At 68.7% G+C, this 17,243-nt stretch carries 19 protein-coding genes and 3 pseudogenes; 13 read left to right on the forward strand and 9 right to left on the reverse strand.

The window, feature by feature from the left end; all coding sequences use genetic code 11:
• Positions 1-123 precede the first annotated feature (123 nt).
• The 4 genes and pseudogenes from ABT300_RS06690 (at position 124) to ABT300_RS06710 (ending at position 2,511) form a co-directional block, all read left to right on the forward strand.
• Positions 124-486 carry a DUF6313 family protein gene (locus tag ABT300_RS06690; RefSeq protein ID WP_351672947.1) on the forward strand — a complete coding sequence of 121 codons (363 nt, stop codon included), beginning with the start codon at positions 124-126 and terminating at the stop codon, positions 484-486.
• A 319-nt stretch (positions 487-805) separates the two neighbouring features.
• Positions 806-1,489: a DUF6082 family protein gene (locus tag ABT300_RS06700; RefSeq protein ID WP_351672851.1), complete on the forward strand. Its 684-nt coding sequence runs from the start codon at positions 806-808 to the stop codon at positions 1,487-1,489.
• Between the two features lie 88 nt (positions 1,490-1,577).
• Positions 1,578-2,151: pseudogene (locus ABT300_RS06705) on the forward strand (IS6 family transposase); the annotation flags it as partial.
• Positions 2,152-2,307: 156 nt separating this feature from the next.
• A complete protein-coding gene (locus ABT300_RS06710) occupies positions 2,308-2,511 on the forward strand; it encodes a hypothetical protein (protein WP_351672853.1) in 204 nt (67 codons plus the stop codon).
• A gap of 154 nt (positions 2,512-2,665) precedes the next feature.
• On the opposite strand, the pseudogene ABT300_RS06715 reads toward ABT300_RS06710, so the two are convergent.
• Positions 2,666-3,044: pseudogene (locus ABT300_RS06715) on the reverse strand (DUF302 domain-containing protein).
• Between the two features lie 178 nt (positions 3,045-3,222).
• Here ABT300_RS06715 and ABT300_RS06720 point away from each other — a divergent pair.
• From ABT300_RS06720 to ABT300_RS06730, 3 genes are read left to right on the forward strand one after another with little or no spacing between them, the layout of a single operon-like run.
• Entirely contained in the window at positions 3,223-4,587 is a 1,365-nt protein-coding gene (locus tag ABT300_RS06720) for an MBL fold metallo-hydrolase (RefSeq protein ID WP_351672855.1), read from the forward strand.
• Between the two features lie 38 nt (positions 4,588-4,625).
• Positions 4,626-4,988: a rhodanese-like domain-containing protein gene (locus ABT300_RS06725; protein WP_351672857.1), complete on the forward strand. Its 363-nt coding sequence runs from the start codon at positions 4,626-4,628 to the stop codon at positions 4,986-4,988.
• Positions 4,985-5,737: a sulfite exporter TauE/SafE family protein gene (locus ABT300_RS06730; RefSeq protein WP_351672859.1), complete on the forward strand. Its 753-nt coding sequence runs from the start codon at positions 4,985-4,987 to the stop codon at positions 5,735-5,737. The genes ABT300_RS06725 and ABT300_RS06730 overlap by 4 nt, the downstream gene beginning before the upstream one ends.
• Positions 5,738-5,773: 36 nt before the next feature.
• Here the strand turns inward: ABT300_RS06730 and ABT300_RS06735 are convergent, their stop codons facing one another.
• On the reverse strand, positions 5,774-6,055 hold the full coding sequence (locus tag ABT300_RS06735) for a metal-sensitive transcriptional regulator (RefSeq protein WP_018845516.1): 282 nt from the start codon (positions 6,053-6,055) through the stop codon (positions 5,774-5,776).
• A gap of 76 nt (positions 6,056-6,131) precedes the next feature.
• On the opposite strand from ABT300_RS06735, the gene ABT300_RS06740 reads away from it, so the two are divergent.
• From ABT300_RS06740 to ABT300_RS06750, 3 genes and pseudogenes are all read left to right on the forward strand, one after another.
• Positions 6,132-6,698 (forward strand): rhodanese-like domain-containing protein, encoded by a 567-nt coding sequence (locus ABT300_RS06740; protein ID WP_351672861.1) that lies wholly within the window; start codon positions 6,132-6,134, stop codon positions 6,696-6,698.
• A gap of 231 nt (positions 6,699-6,929) precedes the next feature.
• Positions 6,930-7,115, forward strand: a complete 186-nt coding sequence (locus ABT300_RS06745; protein ID WP_351672863.1) for a DNA ligase-like domain-containing protein — start codon at positions 6,930-6,932, stop codon at positions 7,113-7,115.
• A gap of 24 nt (positions 7,116-7,139) precedes the next feature.
• A pseudogene (locus ABT300_RS06750) lies at positions 7,140-7,838 on the forward strand (ATP-dependent DNA ligase); the annotation flags it as partial.
• Between the two features lie 223 nt (positions 7,839-8,061).
• Here ABT300_RS06750 and ABT300_RS06755 read toward each other — a convergent pair.
• Positions 8,062-8,259, reverse strand: coding sequence for a hypothetical protein (locus ABT300_RS06755; RefSeq protein ID WP_351672865.1), 198 nt, complete (start codon positions 8,257-8,259; stop codon positions 8,062-8,064).
• Between the two features lie 638 nt (positions 8,260-8,897).
• Here ABT300_RS06755 and ABT300_RS06760 point away from each other — a divergent pair.
• On the forward strand, positions 8,898-9,491 hold the full coding sequence (locus ABT300_RS06760) for a DinB family protein (RefSeq protein WP_351672867.1): 594 nt from the start codon (positions 8,898-8,900) through the stop codon (positions 9,489-9,491).
• Between the two features lie 165 nt (positions 9,492-9,656).
• On the opposite strand, the gene ABT300_RS06765 is transcribed toward ABT300_RS06760, so the two are convergent.
• From ABT300_RS06765 to ABT300_RS44420, 4 genes are all read right to left on the reverse strand, one after another.
• Positions 9,657-10,058 carry a DUF6009 family protein gene (locus tag ABT300_RS06765; protein ID WP_319594835.1) on the reverse strand — a complete coding sequence of 134 codons (402 nt, stop codon included), beginning with the start codon at positions 10,056-10,058 and terminating at the stop codon, positions 9,657-9,659.
• Positions 10,055-11,602 (reverse strand): DNA primase family protein, encoded by a 1,548-nt coding sequence (locus ABT300_RS06770; protein ID WP_351672869.1) that lies wholly within the window; start codon positions 11,600-11,602, stop codon positions 10,055-10,057. The genes ABT300_RS06765 and ABT300_RS06770 overlap by 4 nt, the downstream gene beginning before the upstream one ends.
• Positions 11,599-12,711, reverse strand: coding sequence for a bifunctional DNA primase/polymerase (locus ABT300_RS06775; protein WP_351672871.1), 1,113 nt, complete (start codon positions 12,709-12,711; stop codon positions 11,599-11,601). The genes ABT300_RS06770 and ABT300_RS06775 overlap by 4 nt, the downstream gene beginning before the upstream one ends.
• 353 nt (positions 12,712-13,064) lie before the next feature.
• The gene (locus ABT300_RS44420; protein ID WP_502977885.1) at positions 13,065-13,565 is read right to left on the reverse strand and encodes an ATP-binding protein; all 501 of its coding nucleotides are present in this window, start codon (positions 13,563-13,565) and stop codon (positions 13,065-13,067) included.
• Positions 13,566-13,738: 173 nt separating this feature from the next.
• Between ABT300_RS44420 and ABT300_RS06785 the strand changes: the two genes are divergently transcribed.
• On the forward strand, positions 13,739-14,035 hold the full coding sequence (locus tag ABT300_RS06785) for a hypothetical protein (protein WP_351672873.1): 297 nt from the start codon (positions 13,739-13,741) through the stop codon (positions 14,033-14,035).
• A gap of 334 nt (positions 14,036-14,369) precedes the next feature.
• Positions 14,370-14,969 (forward strand): recombinase family protein, encoded by a 600-nt coding sequence (locus ABT300_RS06790; protein ID WP_351672875.1) that lies wholly within the window; start codon positions 14,370-14,372, stop codon positions 14,967-14,969.
• A gap of 169 nt (positions 14,970-15,138) precedes the next feature.
• On the opposite strand, the gene ABT300_RS06795 is transcribed toward ABT300_RS06790, so the two are convergent.
• Entirely contained in the window at positions 15,139-15,957 is an 819-nt protein-coding gene (locus ABT300_RS06795; RefSeq protein ID WP_351672877.1) for a glycosyltransferase, read from the reverse strand.
• Complete coding sequence (locus ABT300_RS06800; RefSeq protein WP_351672879.1) at positions 15,954-17,243, reverse strand: ATP-grasp domain-containing protein; 1,290 nt, start codon at positions 17,241-17,243, stop codon at positions 15,954-15,956. Before ABT300_RS06800 ends, ABT300_RS06795 begins: the two co-directional genes overlap by 4 nt.

Below are 17,243 nucleotides of genomic sequence, written 5' to 3' on the forward strand. Positions count from 1 at the left end.
GACGTTCTTCGCTACCTTGCCGTCATGAGTCAGCCCGCCCCGCAGGTGCCTCGGAACACCTGGCAGGAGACCGCGAGGGACCGGGTGCGTTCGCTGTCGCGGTTCGGCCGCACGCAGTACTGGATGATCAAGCACGCTTCGTTGTGGCTCCTCTGCTTCATGGTGGTGTACGTCCTAGGGGGCGTCCTGCTGGGCTGGCGAGCGGCGTATGAGGTCCTTGTAGGGCTCAAGCCACCGGCCGAAGCAGCCGTTCCTGTTTTCGGGTACGTGCTGTCGCTGGCCGGGTGGCTCATCGTTCCAGCGTTCATCGGTGCGACGGCGGGCTACCTCGTGACGCGGAAAATAGAGGGGCGCCGGACGATCGCGCTTGAAGCCCTCCTCGAGCAGATGCGTGCTCGGGCCGGAGGTCCGGGTCCGCCCCCGCGAATGCCGGCCCCGCCGCCGGCCGGCAGTTCAGGAGCGCCGTCACGCTCGAGCGGCCTATGAGGTCTCTGTACGAGCTGAGCCGTGACGGCCGGAATGCGCGCGCGTTTGTCAGGGACTTCATCGAGAAGCCTCATCGTGGAGACGTTGACATGGCGAAGGACCACTGGACCCGCACGGTGCAGCACATAGCAGACAGAGCGGCGGAACTTGAGGGCATGTCGCCAGACGAGGCGGAGCGCACGGCGGAACTCACGGCACAGACTCTGGCGTTCAGTCTGGCTCAGGCTTACAAGTGTTGGGCGTGTGGCCAATGAGTGACCACTTGAACCACGGTGGGGGGCCCTCCGAGAGGGTCCCGTTGGGCCGTCTCATGCAGGACATGGTCTCCTCCGTCTACCCGGATTTCAGCAGCCGGTCTCTCCAGGAGATAGCTACGGCGGTTCTCGACGTAGGGATGCACCGGGAGCCGACCCGGCAAGACGCCCTTCGCGTCCACCGGGAAATCCTGAGTCAGATGGAAGCGTCCCTACGTGAGCCTGAAACGCCAAGGGTGTGGGCAGGAAGGATGCGAGGTGGGGCCGCGCGACTGCTCGCACGTGTCCGAGACCGCAACCTACTTATGGGGCGCCCTCGGTATGCCGGACAGAATCGACTGGCCGACACCCGCGAAACGCGGCTCATCGAGCAGCAGCGCCTCCATATGGATCTACTGATCAAGGCGCTTGATGATCCAGACCTGGCCGCCGTATTCGACACGTACGACCGGGACGTTGATGACACGAGGCGTCGGCAGTACCTCGTCGCCAACGCCATGTACACCAATGCGCTGCTCGCCTGGAGGCTTGGACTCACCACGAAGGCGGAGCTCTTCGGGTACCTGCGCGGCATGCTTCAGAATCCGATCTTTCGCGAATACTGGGAAGCCTCAAGCGGGTTGCGGGCCAGCCTTCCCGCGACGTCAGATGAAGCCGAGATCGGGCGTATGACAGACCGACTCATCGTGGACCTGGACGAAGCAGACATAGACGAATGGTGGGTCATCGGTCACGTTCCAGACGAGTAGGCACCCAAGACCCTGTGTCAACGAAACCCTGACGTGCGTCGTCGGTCAGGAGCGTCAGGGTGTTCCTGACCCCCTTCCAGGGGGCACTACGCTCTCCCGCCGCGGGTCACCCCCGAAGTCCGGGCAGGCCTACACAGGCGCGCTGCGCCGCCGGCAGCCCCGGCCCGGGGACAAGTGGCACCTGGACGAGGTCTTCATCAAGATCAACGGACGGTTGCAGTACCTATGGCGGGCCATCGACCAAAACGGCAACGTCCTCGACATCCTGGTGCAGAACCGGCGGACGAGGCCGCGGCCAGACGCTTCTTGCGCCTGCTGGAGAAGACCCGCACGGTGCCGCGGGTGGCCGTCACCGACAAGCTCCGCTCATACGGCGCCGCCCGCCGCGAGGTCATACCCTGCGTCGAGCACCGCCAGTCGAAACACCTGAACAACCGGTCGGAGAACAGCCACCAACCCACCAGGCAGCGGGAACGGGCGATGAAGGGCTTCCGCTCCGTGGGCGGAGCACAACGGTTCCTCTCCGCGTTCAGCGGCATCTCGCCCCACTTCCGGCCCCGCCGCCACCTGATGCCCGCACACCACTACCGCGCCGAGATGACGTCCGCTTCACCATCTGGGAGCAGATCACCCGCGTCGCCAGCCTTCCCACCGCGCCGTGAGCAAGCCCGGAATCGGCTCCACCACGCCCCGGCACACCGTCAGACAGCCCCCCACCCAACAACGTGACAACGCCATCACCACAAAGAGGTGCCGTCGAGACCTTGCGCGGGACTGTAAGACGTTCGGTGTAACTCCCGATCATGGAAGACGCATCGATGACCAGTGAGAACGTGTCCGGATCTGAGTCTGTCGAGCCCATGGAGGCTGTACGGGCGAAGGCTGTAGACGACCAGTTGATCGACGAGCTGGTGGGCCGGGCCCGAGCCGAGGGTCTGCAGCTGACCGGCGAGGGCGGGCTGCTCCAGCAGCTGGGGGCTGGCGGGCCGACATGGCAAGGAGCGTTGATCGCTTCCCCGTAGCGCCGATGCGCGAGAGAGGTTCTGCAAGTTGCGACCTGCAGAAGCATGATCGGCTGTGGGCTGCTCTCAGAAGCAGCCGGTCACTTGCCAGAGGCGTCTGCTCAACCTTCCTCGACTGGAGTCCGCCTGGGGGCATCGGCCGGGCGGGAATGGGTCAGGTGAGGGAGCGCAGGGCGGCATCCAGTCGGGCCGTGGCGTCGGCGGCGACCGGCTCCAGGGCGGGCAGGCCGGTGAGGGTGACTAGGGTGCCTGGGTCGAGAGCCTGGACGAGCGCCGTGGCGGCGGACCACGACGTTGCACGGCAGGAGCAGCCCGATGCTGCGGTCGGCTTCAAGGGCCTGATGGGCTAGCGGCGGGTTGCAGGCGCCGAGGATCAGGTAGTCCTCCATGTCGTGGCCGAGTTTGGCTTTGAGGGTGGCCTTGACGTCGATCTCGGTGAGGATGCCGAAGCCCTGATCGGCCAGGGCCTTACGTACGGCGGTCACGGCGGTGTCGAAGTCGGTGTCGAGACGGACGGTGCGGTCGTAGGACACGGACACTCCCGGATAGTGCGGAACGACTGATTCCTATATACCCCGCCGGGTACCCGGCGGGCGTCAGCTGAAGCCTTGAAGGGGGGCTCCCCACCTATGGAATACCCCCCCGGGTATAGCTGTTAGGGTGAAGGTCAGATACCCCCCGGGGTACATTCTTTGAAAGGAGTCGTGAGTCGTGTTCTTCGTCGACACCCTGGAGTTCGAGGGCCTGGGCAACCGCAGCTATCTGGCCGGCGGACCCGGTGCCGCGGTGGTCATAGACCCGCCGCGGGACATCGACCAGGCCATTGCCGCAGCGGCCCGCCGTGGGGTGCGTATCGCTTTCGTGGCCGAGACGCACGTGCACAACGACTACGTCACCGGCGGTCTGGAGCTGGCGCGCGTCACCGGTGCCCGGTACCTGGTGCCGACCGGGGCCAACGTGTCGTTCGACCACACCCCGGTCACAGACGGCGACACCGTGACCGTGGACGAGGGGCTGGTGCTGCGCGCGATCGCCACGCCCGGGCACACCCCGCACCACACCTCCTACGCCCTCACGGAGGACGAACGCGGTGTGGCGGCCTTCACCGGCGGATCCCTGCTGATCGGCTCCGTCGGCCGCCCTGACCTGGTCGAGCCACGGTTGACCGAGCAGTTGGCCCGCGCCCAGCACGCCTCCGCCCACCGGCTGGCCGACGAGGTGCCGGTACTGCCCACCCACGGGTTCGGCAGCTTTTGCTCCTCCTCGCAGGCCGAGGGAGACGCAACCACGATCGGCAAGGAGCGCGAGACCAACGACGCGCTGACCCTGGATGTGGACACCTTCGTTGCCCGGATGCTCGCCGGGCTGGACGACGTACCCGCCTACTACGCGCACATGGGCCCGGCCAACGCCGCAGGTCCCGCACCGGTCGACCTCACCCCGCCGAGGCGTGCGGACGCCGAGGAGATCGCCTCACGGCTGGCCGCGGGCGAGTGGGTGGTGGACCTGCGCAGCCGCATGGCCTTCGCCGAGGGGCACGTGGCCGGAGCGCTCAACTTCGAGGGCGAGGGCAAGCTCGCCACCTACCTGGCCTGGCTGATCCCGTGGGGCAAGCCCGTCACTCTGCTCGCCGAGACTGCGGAGCAGATCGCCGACGCACAGCGGGAGCTGGCGCGGGTGGGCATCGACCGCCCGGTCGCCGCCGCCACCGGTGCCCCGGCCGACTGGATCCGTGAGGGTGAGCAGATCGCCTCCTTCCCCCGTGCCCGCTTCGCCGACCTTGCCGATTTCCGTGAGCGCGGCGACGACATCGTCGTTCTGGACGTGCGCCGGGACTCGGAGCGCGCGGGCAGCTACATCGACGGGTCCGTCCACATCCCGATCCACGAGCTGCACGGCCGCATCGGCGAGGTGCCGGGCGGTGTGGTCTGGGTGCACTGCGCCGGAGGGATGCGCGCGGCGATCGCCGCCTCCCTGCTCGATGCCGCCGGCCGTGACGTGGTCGCCATCGACGACGGATTCGACGCCGCCACCGAAGCAGGACTGACCCTCACCCGCCCCGACGGCACCCACTGACACCTCTTACCTCGCCACCGCACGAAGGTGATCGAACGATGTTCTCGCTTCTCCGCCGCAGCCCCGGCCGCCTCACCCCCCAGCAGGCCCACCAGCAGACCAGCGACCGCACCGCCGTCCTGCTGGACGTCCGCGAAACACCGGAGTGGAACGCCGGGCACGCGCCCGACGCGCTGCCCCTGCCCCTCTCCCGGCTTGCGGCAGGGGCGCCGCTCCCGACGACCGCGCAGGGCAGGCCGGTGGTCACGATCTGTCGTTCAGGTCACCGCTCCCAGCAGGCCGCCAAGCTGCTGGCCGGACGCGGTGTTCAGGCCGCGGACGTCACCGGCGGCATGACTGCCTGGGCGCGTGCGGGGCTGCCGGTCATCGTGCCGGGCGGTAAGCAGGGCGTCATAGCGTGAGTGCTCTGATCCTGGCCCTGATCGCGGGGGCGGTGGTCGGTCTCGCGCTCGGCGCGCTCGGCGGGGGCGGCAGCGTCCTGGCCGTCCCGGCGCTGATCTACCTGCTCGGCTTCACACCGGCCGCCGCGACCACGGCCAGCCTGATCATCGTCACGGCCACCTCGCTCACCGCCCTGTACGCCCACGCCCGCACCGGAAACGTCCGATGGAGAGCCGGCGCCCTGTTCGCTGCGGCCGGACTCCTGCCCGCGGCTGCAGCAGGAGCGGCGGCATCCCGCCTGCCCCAGCCAGTACTGACCGCCGCGTTCGCTGCCGTCGCCGCACTCGCCGCCGTCAAGATGCTGCGCCCCAGCCGTGCCGACACCGGCCCGGCGGCCGGCGAGGCGCAGCCCGCCAAGGCCGCCGGAACCGGCGCCGGGCTCGGCGCGCTGACCGGACTGCTCGGGGTCGGCGGAGGCTTCCTCGCCGTCCCGGCCCTGGTCACCGTGCTGGCGTTCGAGATGCAGGCCGCCGTCGGCACCAGCCTGCTGGTCATCTCGACGAACTCTTTGGCGTCCCTGTCCACCCGCGGTGCCACCACCGCCGGCGTCAACTGGGCAGTCATCGGCCCCTTCACCGGGGCGGCGATCCTGGGCGCCTGGGACGGCAAACGCCTGGCAGCCAAAGTCACAGGCACCCTGCTGCAACGGACCTTCGCCGTCGTGCTGCTGGCCGTGGCCGCCTTCATGCTCATCGACGCCCTCACCTGAGGAGTCAGACCGATGACTCGGCATCGCGGCCACGGCTCAGGCCAGAGACAGAAACAACTTCTCCAGCCGGGCCCGCATCTGCTCCCGGTCACCGGAAGCGGCCATGTCCGCATCGGTCAGGCAATGCTGCAGACCCGTGGCGATGATCGCGAAACCGGCCTTGTCCAGAGCCCGGGACGCCGCGGCGAGCTGGGTGACCACGTCCTCGCAGTCCCGCCCCTCCTCGATCATCTTGATCACACCGGCGATCTGGCCCTGCGCCCGGCGCAGCCGGTTGACCACCGTCTTCAGTTCCTCAGCCGCCATCGCCAGTTCCACAACCCACACTCCTTCGAGATACCCCCTTGGGTATCCTACCGAAGGGGTAACCCTAACCAAGCAAAGGAAGATCCCCGTGGTACCCACCACCGCCCTGACCGCCGAGCAGGCCAACACCCGCCTGCACGAGCTGACCGTCATCGACGTGCGCACCCCCGGCGAATACGCCTCCGGTCACCTGCCCGGCGCCCACAACATCCCCCTCGACCACCTCGATGCCGCCCTGCCCGTCCTGAAGACCGCCGCAGACCGCGGCGACCTCCTCATCGTGTGCGCCTCAGGCGCCCGCTCCGCCCAAGCCTGCCGAAGTCTGGCCGACCAGGGCATCACGGCCGCCACCCTCACCGGCGGCACCACCGCCTGGACGCAACTCGGCCACGACACCCACCGGCCGACCGGCACCCGCATCCCCTGGGCCATGGACCGCCAGGTCCGCCTCGCCGCAGGATCCCTCGTCCTGAGCGGCCTGATCGCAGGACAGCGCTGGAACGTGGCTCGCTGGCTCTCAGCCGGCGTCGCCGGCGGCCTGGTCTTCTCTGCCCTCACCAACACCTGCGGCATGGGCAAGATCCTGGCCAAGCTTCCCTATAACCAGCCCAAGGCCACCGACCTGGACGACACCCTCGCGGCCCTGACCGGATGACCCCCTGGGCTCGGCGCGGCCTTCTTCGGTGTGGTGCTGACGGAGGCGCTGTAGGCTCCCAGTCCGCGGCACCCGCAGTTCTCAGCTCTCCGCTCCGTCTGAGTCCTCGTCAGCGAGCAGGCCGGGAGCGTCCAGGGCGCGCAGCTCAGGCGGAACCAGGCATGCCCAGCACGCTCACATGAGTCATGCCTCCGGTTCTGGATCTTTTCTGGGAATCAAGAACCGGAGCTGATGTCTCATGAGACACATCAAAATCTGGAGAAGGATGGATTCCGGGCCCTGCTTTCCGTCGATGCGGGCCAGGTGGTGCTGCGCTCCAGGCGCGGCACCGAGATGCTGCTGGCGTTCCCGCAGATTGAGGCCGGGGCCGCGTATCTGCCGGACGCCACCGCGCTGGATGGCGAGCTGGTCGTATAGGACGCCGCGGGACGGCTCGCCTTCGAGCAGCTGCAGAACCGGCTTCAGCGGCGCGGCGCCGGGGCGGCCCGGGCGGCGGGTGAGTGGCCGGCCCACTTCGGCGCATTCGATCTGCTGCGGTTGTCGGGGACCGACACGACCAGCTGGCCATATCGGCGGCGTAGGGCCGCGCTCGAGTCCGTGTTCGCCGCCCGTCGGCTGTCCGCCCCGTGGGCGCTGTGCCCGTCGACCACCGATCCGGAAACCGTGCGTGACTGGCTGACGTGGGCGTCGGTCGGGATGGAAGGCGTGCTCTTCAAGCGGCTGGACGGCGTGTACGAGCTTGCGGTGCGCGGGTGGCGGAAGTACAAGGTGCGTGAGACGACCGAGGCGATCGTCGGCGCGGTCACCGGCTCCCTGGCCGCCCCCAGCAGCCTGCTGCTCGGCAGGTACGACGACGCCGGCCGCACCACCACCCTCGCCCGGGCGGCGAGCGGCACAGCCGCCGGGCTGCTCGCTCCGGCCCGGCGCGGTCATCCATGGACGGGCTGGTCGTTCTCCGCCGGGTGGGGCGGCCGGGAGACGCTGACCGTCACGCTGGTGGAACCGGAACTGGTGGTGGAAGTCGGCGTCGACGTCGCCCGTGACGCCTCCGACCGGTGGCGCCACCCCGCACGCCTGCACCGTGCCCGCCCTGACCTCTCCCCCGCCGACGTCCCCCGTTGGACGTCGCCGCCGCGCTGACGGCCGGCACGGGCGCTGCGGCCCCGGCCGACACGCAACCGGATGAGCGCGCCCCGGTCCCCGGCCGCGACCGCGCCACCCATCCCGCCCGTCCCTTACTCCTTCACTCCAGCCAAGGGACATGGGCAGAGCAGCCGCAACGGGGATGTCAGCGGGCCGACCACGGCAAACCCAGGCGGTGACCTGCGCGGACGCAGGGGCGTTCCTGCGGGCCGCGCAACACCTACCGCAACCCCTGGCGCAACCTCGTGCTGCCCGCCAGGACGACGTGCAGCCGCGGGAAGGTCTGGGAGCGGGTGTAGCGGTGGCGCTGCCAGAACGGGAACGTGCGGCCGTTGGTGTCGCGGGCGCCTTCCCAGACGCGGTGCCCGGCGTAGCGCTCGTAGTCCCAGACCTCCTTGGCGAGCCGGGCCTGGGACATAGGCCAGCACATCGTGCGTGACGCCGTGCCGCAGGTGAACCAGGGTGGCCAGCGTAACGGCACCGTGCCTCCCTTGGCACACCGGTTGACGTCGCCGTCTGGTCAGCGACAACGACAAGTCCTGGAGCGTACATGCCACATAGGGGCGGAAGGTGTCGTTCAACTCGCTGTGTCCGAAATGATGGGTAAGGGACTGACAGTCAGCGGCTGGCCGCAGATCTCGAACTCCATGTTGCATCGTCGCGGTCCCGGACGGCGAGCACCGGCACGGAGCGCCGGAGGTCGTCCATCGCCTCGCGCAGCCCGGCCGTCACCTCCCGGGCCTACTCCGCGCTGAGCGGCGGCTGCGCCCGTTCGGTGCCGACCCTCGCGGCTGTTGGCCTGCACCTTCGGCCCTGGAAGGAGAAACTCCTCATCACCGCCTGACCGGTCCAACTTGGATGGCAGACAGTCCATGTTCAGTGTCAGAGGACAGCGGCGCAGCGTGGCGGGACGGAGATTTCTTGTCCTGTCTCTGTCGATCTGGTCCCTGTCTCAAGTGATCTGGTCCGATTGGCTCGCCGTGTCAGATGATCTGGTTCGCCGCGAGTAGCGGAAAAGGCGGTGGGCGAAGATCATTCAAGCGGCAGACTGGCCCCATGACCGCATCGGATCCCAAGGCTGACCTTCACTTTTATCTGCAGTCCGCCCGTGATGCCTTGCTCTGGAAGCTCGAAGGGCTCTCGGAGTACGACATCCGCCGCCCGCTGACGCCGACCGGCACCAACCTTTTGGGCCTGGTGAAACACGTGGCCAGTGTGGAGCTGGGCTACCTCGGCGACACCTTCGGACGGCCGTCCGGCGAGCCGCTGCCCTGGCTCGAAGACGGTGCTGAGCCCAACGCGGATATGTGGGCCACGGCCGACGAGTCACGCGATCACATCGTGGAGCTTTACCGCCGGGCGTGGGCGCACGCGGACGCGACGATCGACGCGCTGGCTCTGGACACGATCGGCAAGGTGCCATGGTGGCCCAACAGAAGGGACGAGGTGACGTTGCACCATGCCGTGGTGCGCGTGATCGCCGATACACACCGGCACGCTGGGCACGCGGACATCCTCCGGGAACTCATAGACGGGGCCGTGGGGATGAACCAGGGCAACGACAGCATGCCGCCGGGCGACTCAGCGTGGTGGGAGAACTATCGAACCCGGCTGGAGCGTGCAGCTCAGGAAGCCGATCGAGACGCGTAACTGCGGACCAGACCGAGTCAGCCGACTACCGGCATCGGATCTCACAGGGATGTCGCTCGTTGGGGTGACGCCTTCCGCGTCCGGGACATGGGACCTGCACGCCGGACGCGGGCAGACGCTTTATGACCTGAGTGGGGAAGTCGTGGACCAGACGGCCCTGCGTGGTTACAGCGGGAGGGTTATGCCGAGTTCCTGCATGGCGGTCGACGGAGGGCCGCCTTCTGAGCGTTCGGTCTTGTATCCCTTCACTCTGGCCTCGAGGGTGCGCGGATCGACGGCCTCGGCGGGGGCGCTTCTGGCGTAGAGGCCGTCGGGCTGGTTGTCGCGGTCGTGGGGCAGCAACCAGAAGACGCGGCGGCGGAAGGTGCCGGAGGCGCGGGAGGGTTTGGCGGTGGGTGCCAAGAGGGCGTATCCGACCATGCGTCCGTCGCGGTGGTAGGCCGGCTTGCCTTTGCGGGTGGGCAGGCGGTCCAGGCTTTGGCGGACGTAGTCGAGATGGTCGATGTCCTCGAGCCACACGATGTCGGCTTCGTGGCTGATCTCGTCCTCGGTGATCAGGGAGCTCATGGGCTGGGGTCCCTTTCGTCGTCGGTGAGCAGGCCGATGCCGGGGTAGTGCTTGCGCTGGTTGGACAGGATCATCTGTTTGGGCGAGGCTAGTCCGACGAGTTCCCGGGTGCGGGAGGCGAACGCTCGTGAGGACATGGCCGGTGCGCCTTCATTCTGGCACCAGGTCTTGTAGACGGCGTAGAGCGCCGTCTGCTCAGCGCGCAGTTCGGGGCCGAGGGTGCAGCATTCTTCGTAGAAGCGTCCGGTGTGGTCTTCGGTTTCGGCGTAGGCGGTGGTGGCGATGCGGACGCGTTCGGGTCCGGTGAGGTCTCGGTCGCCGGCGAGGTAGCGGCGGGCGCCGTCGATGAGCCAGCCGAGGATGCCGGGGCCTTCTTCGGTGACGAGGATGTCGGCGAGGTTGTCGATTTTGCGGTGGTCGGGGACGACTCGTTCGAAGGGGATGAGTCGCATGCGGCGCCAGAAGGCGAAGCCTCCGGTGCCGACTTCGGGCCGGTGGTTGCCCAGCAGCCAGAGTTTGTGGGTGGGTTCGAAGCTGAAGAAGTCCTGTCGCATGCGGCGGGCTTTGATGCGGTCGCCGCCGGTGAGGAGCTTGACGCGGGCTTCGTCGAATTTGTCGCCGTGTTTGACTTCGGAGCAGACGATGACGCGTCGGCCGTGGAGTTCGGCGAGGTCTGTGGGGTGGCCTTCGTAGGGGCGGGCCATGAGGAAGCCAGGCGGTGCTGCGTCGGCGTAGTCGCCGAGGAGTTTCATGAGCACGTCCAGCAGGACTGATTTGCCGTTTTTGCCGGAGCCGAAGAGGAAGGGCAGGACTTGCCCGCCGACGTCGCCGGTGACGGAGTACCCCAGGAGCAGCTGGAGGTAGGTGATCATTTCCTGGTCTTCGGTGTCGGCGCCGAAGGTGTCGGTCAGGAAGCGCTGCCAGCGGGGGGTGGGCAGGGGCTGGGGTCCGACGGTGGTGGAGCGGGAGTGGAAGTCCTTGTTCGGGTCGGGGGTTTTCACCAGGCCGGTGCGCAGGTCGACGATGCCGTCGGGGGTGCACAGGGCGTAGGGGTCGGCGTCCAGGAGGGCGGCGTTGAGGACCATGCCGGGAGCGGATTTGGCCTGGGCCAGCATGGCGTTGATGCCGGTGGTGGACAGGGCGCGGCGGCGGTGTTGTTGGAGGGCTTGGGTGGTGAAGAGGCCGCGGGGGTCGTGGGCGGCGATGGCTTCGGCGAGGTCGCCTGCTGCCCACAGGACGGTGTCGTCTTCGTCGATCTGCCAGCGGGTGGTGTCCCATCGATACCAGCCGATGCCGGGCACGTGCCGGTAGTCGTTGTTGTAGAGCTTGACGAAGAGTTTCGCGTTGCCGCGATCGGTGAGGGTGTCGGGCAGTAGTCCCATTGCGGTCGCTTCGCCTGCGGCGGCGCGGGAGGCGCCGGCTTGTGCGGGCAATGGGACGGTGGCCGCTGGCAGGGCGGGGCTCGTTTGGGCACGGATCTGGGCAGCGACGGCTTCGGCATTGAAGTCGAAGAGCGTCTCTGTCTCGTTGCCGGGCGTGGTCATGGGCGGCCCTCGCGCGCGTAGAGGGGCTGTTTGCTGCCGGCGGCCATGCCGCTGCGGATGATCTGCTCGGCCCGTCGTTCCTGGCCTGGGCGGGCGGCGGACGCGGCGCGAGTGAGGGCTTGTTCAGCTTCTTGCTCGGCGAGGCGGCCGGCAGCGACGAGGCCTCCGAGGGTGTAGGCGGCGCGATTGAGCGTGTCGGAGAACCCGGCGCCTTCAGATACCTGGCCGCAGGCCTCGATGGGGGCGAGGACAGAAGCGAGCATGCGCTGGGTGCGGTCGCGGCCGCCGCCTGCGGCGAGGATGGCTTGTTGAGCGCGGGGTGGGACCGGCCGGGGAGCGGGAACGCTGGGGGCAGGCAGGTGACCGGTGCGTTCGAGTTCTTGGGCGAGCCAGGTGGGCAGGACGGACGGTTCTCGGACGCTGTCCACGGGGGTATAGGTGCCGTCCCGAGTCGTGGTGCCGGGGGCGACGATGTAGCCGCCATGAGCGCGGACGTCGACCTGCCAGGCCAGGGCTCGGCCTTGGCTCGAGCCGGCAGAGCAGTTCCAGCGGCGGTTGTCGGCAGCCCTGTACCAGACGTGCATGCCGCCTGATGGGGTACGGACGCGCAGGGTGGTGACGTCGTCGGCTGGGTTGGGTTGGCCGCGCAGTGCGGCGAGCACCGCGAGTGTGTGGAAGCCGTTGGCCAGGCCGGTGAGATCGATGTCGTCCGCGATGGGGATGCCGGGCAGGATCCGGTCCCGGCTGGGGGGCTGCGTGGGGTGGGCGTCGATGTCGATGATGACCAGACTGGCCGGGCCGCAGGCGACGCCCACGCCGAATTCTGGGTGAGTGTCCCACCACTTGGTGATGCGGCGCTGGTCGAGGGTGGCGGCGTGGAAGCCGTGGCACCAGCGTCCTGCAGGCAGGCAGAAGCACCGAGCAGGTGGGTGCGGGTTCATGCGGCAGTCCGTGCAGTTCGCGGCCGGCGTTTTGCGGCCGGCCGCGAGGGGGTGGACTGGCCAGCCGCGGCGTGCACACCAGCTGGCAGTGGCCAGGGACCCAGCGACTGAAGACTGAGAGGTGGGCTGCCGTGAGTCGCTGCTAGAAAAGCGCAGTTCAGCGGGCATGCGCATCCCCTATCAGCGACCGAAGCGACTCAACGACGGACACAGCGTAGCGAATGTGACCGGTGAGGTCATGGAGCACATGCAAAAAGGAACCATCAGTGCGGCACCGATGAGGGATCGACTGGTAGCACAGCTACCCAGCAGACATCGCAGCGACCGAACCACCTTCGGTCGCTGCTCCTCCGTCCTGAAAAGCACCAGTTCACAGGCCTCTAAGATCCAAAACAGCGACTGAAGCGACTGAAGCCTCCTATATATGACACACACGAAGAGAGCAGAACCTCTTCATATACCCGAACTTGAGTCGCTTCGGTCGCTGACGCCTCACTACGAGGCCCAGTGACCTGCGGTTTTCATCCGGGACTCAGAGCAGCGACTGAAGAGCCGCTCAGTAGCTGGGCTTTGGTCGCTGTAGGCGCCCTCCCTCGAGCGACCCACGCGACCGAAGCTCTGACACCAAGGCCTGGATTGCCTGCGGCCTCGGCGACTTCAGTAGCCGGTCGCTTGGGTCGCTCCTGCTTCGCAGAGCTCTGCCTGGGGCGCGGGCCTACGTGGTCGACTTTCCCTGCGGCCGGCTCACGCTCGGCGACTTCGATCACCCCCTCAACGCCTTCACCCAGCAGGCCGCCCTCGACGCGGTGATGGCGGATCAGAGCCCCCAGGTCTTCAATGGTGAACCAGGCGACGGTCATCCCGGCATCGACCGCAGACTGGCCGAGCGCCTCGCAGCAGTGAGACTTCCCGGCCCTGGAGGGTCCGACGACGCAGAGGTTCTCGCGCTGGCCGACCCATTCCAGGGTCCGCAGCGCGGACTGCGTTGGGACCGGGATCGAAGACGCTTCCTCGTTCCAGATGTGGTACGTCTTGCCGGTCTGAAGGCAGCGCGGGTGCGGAGGTTGGCCGCGTCGCGGCCAGCTAGGCGGGACTGTCGTTCATCAGGTCGGTGCTCCTTCGTAGTTGGGGCCGGCGCGGAACGCGGGTCGGCCGAGGTGGTGGTGCTGTCATCGGGGTCGGATAGGTTGCCCGGATGACTGAAACGGACCCGCTGGTGCCCGTCCTTGCCGGACTCGTCGTAGACGTCATCTGGTTCCTCGACAGCTGCGAGGACGACGAGGTGGACCCTGACTCCGCGGTGAAGATGATGGAGAGCGTGAGCTGGGTGCTGGGGAAGCTGCCGCAGGACCAGAGCGGCCGGTTCCTGACGGTCCTCGCGGACCTGGCCGAGGCCGAGCAGGACCCAGGCCGGCGGGAGTTCCTGGAGGCATTCCCCTTCGCCAGCGGCCTGGTCGAGGAGCCCGAGGACTCAGGCCGAGCCGAAGCCTGACCACTTGTCCTGATCACGAGAGTGGCCCACGCCGTTTGGCAGTCAAGCAGGCTGTCGCCGTTGAGGTCGGATGCAGCGCGTTCGCCCCAAGGCGATGGGTGATGCTGGAGCGGGGGGTCGAGTAGGAACCACGCAGAGAGTGCAGTTTGTTGTCACATGAGTTGACACCTATTCGTGCAGCGGTCGGGATCGTCTGGGCGCAAGGGATCTGACACAGGACTCCAGCGACCGAACGGTGATCACGTTCCCGCAGGTCGGCCCGTGTCAGAATCTAGTGTCACAAGCATGTGTCAGAAGCCGCACCAAGGCGTCAAGTTGTGGGACAGTGGCACGCATGGATCTCGCGTACTGCAGAGTCAGCACCACCGCGCAGGACCTCGCCCGGCAGATCGACGCGATGCGCGCCGCCGGAGTCGCCGAGGAGCACATCTACGTCGACAAGCGCACCGGCGCGAACATGGACCGCGAGGGCCTGACCGCGCTGCTCGCCTTCGCCCGGCCCGGCGACCGGATCAACGTGCTCACCCTGGACCGGCTCGGCCGCAACATGCGCGAGACCCTCAACCTCGTGTACGACCTCACTCAGCGCGGCATCCACCTGCGTACCCTCGGCGACAAACTCGCCGTCGACACCAGCGAGCCCGGCCCCGGCACCGAGGTGGCCATCGCCCTGCTGGCGATGTTCGCCCAGATGGAACGGATCTACATGCTGGAGCGCGCTGCCAGCGCCCGTGCCGCCAAGCAGGCCCGCGGCCTGCCAACCGGACGCCCGGCGAAGCTGAACGCGACCACCCGAGCCGGAGCCGCAAAACGGATCAAAGACGGCGCGATCCCCGAGCAGGTCGCCGCCGAGCTCGGGGTGAGCCGCTCCACCCTGTACCGAGAACTACGCAAACACCGCGAGAGCGTCGCACAGGCCGGACAGGAAGGCTGATCAGCCACCCAGCCCCATCCTCGCTGGCCAGCAATATCCGTTGTTTCCCGGGACCCCTCCTTCCGCTCTTCCGCTCCTGGTCGGTTGGTAGCAGTCCGGCAGCCCCATCCGCTTCAGCGCGGCCCGCACGTCGCGCGTGGATGTGTACGCAGTGCCTCCTGTTAATCGGTCAGACCGCCGGAAGCGCTGTGGCCAGGGAATTCGCCGCCTGCAGCCCGAGGTTCAGGCCCGCCGCGGCCGGGTCGTCCGACCAGGGCTGGACCTTCGCAGCGGTGGTGAAGCGGCGCAGCGCCGCTTGGGGCGTGCTGCGCGGGGCCAGCCGGCCCGCCCGCCACGCCTCGCGGAAGGCGACGCCAGCGCCCTTGCTGTTGCGGTGCGCGACCCGGAGCGCGGGCACGAAGTACACCTGGCGGTCCGACTCGGCGAGCCGTTCCACGAGCCCGTTGTCGCTGGCGGTGACCACGTCCGGGAAGCCGCCGGCGGTCAGGAACAGCTTGGTCCAGACGGCCGAGTTGCCGCCCGCGAAGAAGGTCACGGGGCTGAACGGCGCGTGCTGCGCGTAGCGCACCTCGTACCGGTACTGGCGGGCCCGCGCGACGACGCTGCTGTCGAACGGCAGGACCCGGCCGGTGATCGCGGCCCGCTCCGGGGTCAGCGCGTCGCCGAGGACGTGGAACCAGTCCGGCAGGGGCCGGGCATCGTCGTCCAGGAAGGCCAGCACGTCGCCGGTCGCCTCCTTCGCCGCCAGGTTGCGGCTGGCGGCGGCACCGCGCCGGGTGGCGTTGCGCAGCACCCGGACGGGGAAGGGGTGCTCGGCGTCGTCGGCACGCAGCGGGGTGTCGGACGCGTCGTCGACGAGTAGGACCTCGTGGACGACGCCGGTGTCGCAGGCCGCGATCGCGGTCAGCAGATGGCGGACGTCGCCGGGCCGGTTGCGGGTGGCGACGACCGCGGTGACGCGTTTCTGCGGGTGGTCTGCAGTGCTCACTGCCGTACTCCTTGCACGTGCTCGGGGGCGGCGAAGGGGTCGAGCACCTCGTCGACCTCGTCGAGGAGCTCGCCCAGGGTGGCCTCGGGCGCTGCCGCGCCGACCGTGGGCTCGGTGGTGATGACGATGCGGGCGGCGGCCTCTACGGCGAGCCGCACGGCGGTCGCGGCGTCGGCGGCGTGCGCCACCACGTAGCCGCAGCGGTCCTCCGACCAGCGCAGTTCGTGCACGGTGTCCCCGGCCTCGACCTGGACGTCGACGTCGGCGACGCCCGGCGCGGACTCGGCGTCCGCGACGCCGGTCACGGAGGTGACGACGCCGGGTGCGGCGACGAGGAAGCGGATGGCGGCGGCGCCGTCGGCCGAGGCAGCGCGCAGCGGCGCGGCGTCCTCGGCCAGCCGGTAGGTGGCCTCCTCCAGGTCGACGCCGTGGACGAGCCGTACGAGGTCGTTGATGCGGTCGCCGCCGCGGCGGCTGTGCGACTCGACGACGCGCGGTCCGTCGGCGGTGAGGATCAGCTCGGTGTGGGCGGGGCCGTCCTGGAGCCCGACCGCGTCGAGGAGGTCCAGGACGATGCCGTGCACGGCGGCGAGTTCGTCGTCCGCGAGCGGGGCGGGGACGACGTGGCCGAGCTCGACCACTCCCCCGCCGGTCTCCTTGCCGGTGACCGCGACGACCGTGTGCACGCCGCCCGTCGAGAAGGTCTCGACGCTCAGCTCCTGCCCGACGAGGAGCTGTTCGACCATGAAGTCGGTCAGGCCGAACTCCTCGCGCCAGGCCCAGGCCGCGTTGGTTTCGTCCGGCGAGTGGATCATGCGCACGCCGAGGCTGCCGGAGCCCATGGTCGGCTTGAGCACGGCGGCGCCGTGCGTCTTCACGAAGTCGCGCAGCTCGTCGAGCGTGCAACGGGTCAGGGTGGCGACCGGCCCGATGCCCCGCTCGTTGAGCAGCGCCCGCAGGGCGGGCTTGTCGTGCAGCAGGCGGGTGGTGCGCGTGGTGTTGCCGGGCAGGCCCAGGGTCTCGGTCAGGTGGCCAGCGACGACCTGGGCGGCTTCGGTCTGGGTGAAGACCCGGGCAATCGGCCGCTGTTCGTGCAGGGCGCGGACGAGGGCCGTGACGGTGGGGACGTCCTGGTAGTCGACGAGCAGCACCTGCGCGCAGTGCGCGACGACCGACGGGTCGAAGGCAGATGGCTTCTGGACGTGCACGAGGTCGTAGCCCAGGGCGGCGGCCTTGCGGACGATGCCGGCCTTGCCACCGAGGACGAGGACTCGGGGTGCGGACAT

Origin of the sequence: Streptomyces sp. NPDC001027, from assembly GCF_040299045.1 — a bacterium.
Taxonomy (GTDB): Bacteria; Actinomycetota; Actinomycetes; order Streptomycetales; family Streptomycetaceae; genus Streptomyces.

Excerpts from the sequence above, each read along its gene's own strand:
- ABT300_RS06710 (WP_351672853.1), top strand. The coding sequence starts at position 2,308 with ATGACCAGTGAGAACGTGTCCGGATCTGAGTCTGTCGAGCCCATGGAG.
- ABT300_RS06725 (WP_351672857.1), top strand. The coding sequence starts at position 4,626 with ATGTTCTCGCTTCTCCGCCGCAGCCCCGGCCGCCTCACCCCCCAGCAG.
- ABT300_RS06785 (WP_351672873.1), top strand. The coding sequence starts at position 13,739 with ATGACTGAAACGGACCCGCTGGTGCCCGTCCTTGCCGGACTCGTCGTA.
- ABT300_RS06760 (WP_351672867.1), top strand. The coding sequence starts at position 8,898 with ATGACCGCATCGGATCCCAAGGCTGACCTTCACTTTTATCTGCAGTCC.
- ABT300_RS06690 (WP_351672947.1), top strand. The coding sequence starts at position 124 with ATGATCAAGCACGCTTCGTTGTGGCTCCTCTGCTTCATGGTGGTGTAC.
- ABT300_RS06745 (WP_351672863.1), top strand. The coding sequence starts at position 6,930 with ATGTCTCATGAGACACATCAAAATCTGGAGAAGGATGGATTCCGGGCC.
- ABT300_RS06700 (WP_351672851.1), top strand. The coding sequence starts at position 806 with ATGGTCTCCTCCGTCTACCCGGATTTCAGCAGCCGGTCTCTCCAGGAG.
- ABT300_RS06800 (WP_351672879.1), bottom strand. The coding sequence starts at position 17,243 with ATGTCCGCACCCCGAGTCCTCGTCCTCGGTGGCAAGGCCGGCATCGTC.
- ABT300_RS06770 (WP_351672869.1), bottom strand. The coding sequence starts at position 11,602 with ATGACCACGCCCGGCAACGAGACAGAGACGCTCTTCGACTTCAATGCC.
- ABT300_RS06755 (WP_351672865.1), bottom strand. The coding sequence starts at position 8,259 with ATGTCCCAGGCCCGGCTCGCCAAGGAGGTCTGGGACTACGAGCGCTAC.
- ABT300_RS06775 (WP_351672871.1), bottom strand. The coding sequence starts at position 12,711 with ATGCCCGCTGAACTGCGCTTTTCTAGCAGCGACTCACGGCAGCCCACC.
- ABT300_RS06790 (WP_351672875.1), top strand. The coding sequence starts at position 14,370 with ATGGATCTCGCGTACTGCAGAGTCAGCACCACCGCGCAGGACCTCGCC.
- ABT300_RS06765 (WP_319594835.1), bottom strand. The coding sequence starts at position 10,058 with ATGAGCTCCCTGATCACCGAGGACGAGATCAGCCACGAAGCCGACATC.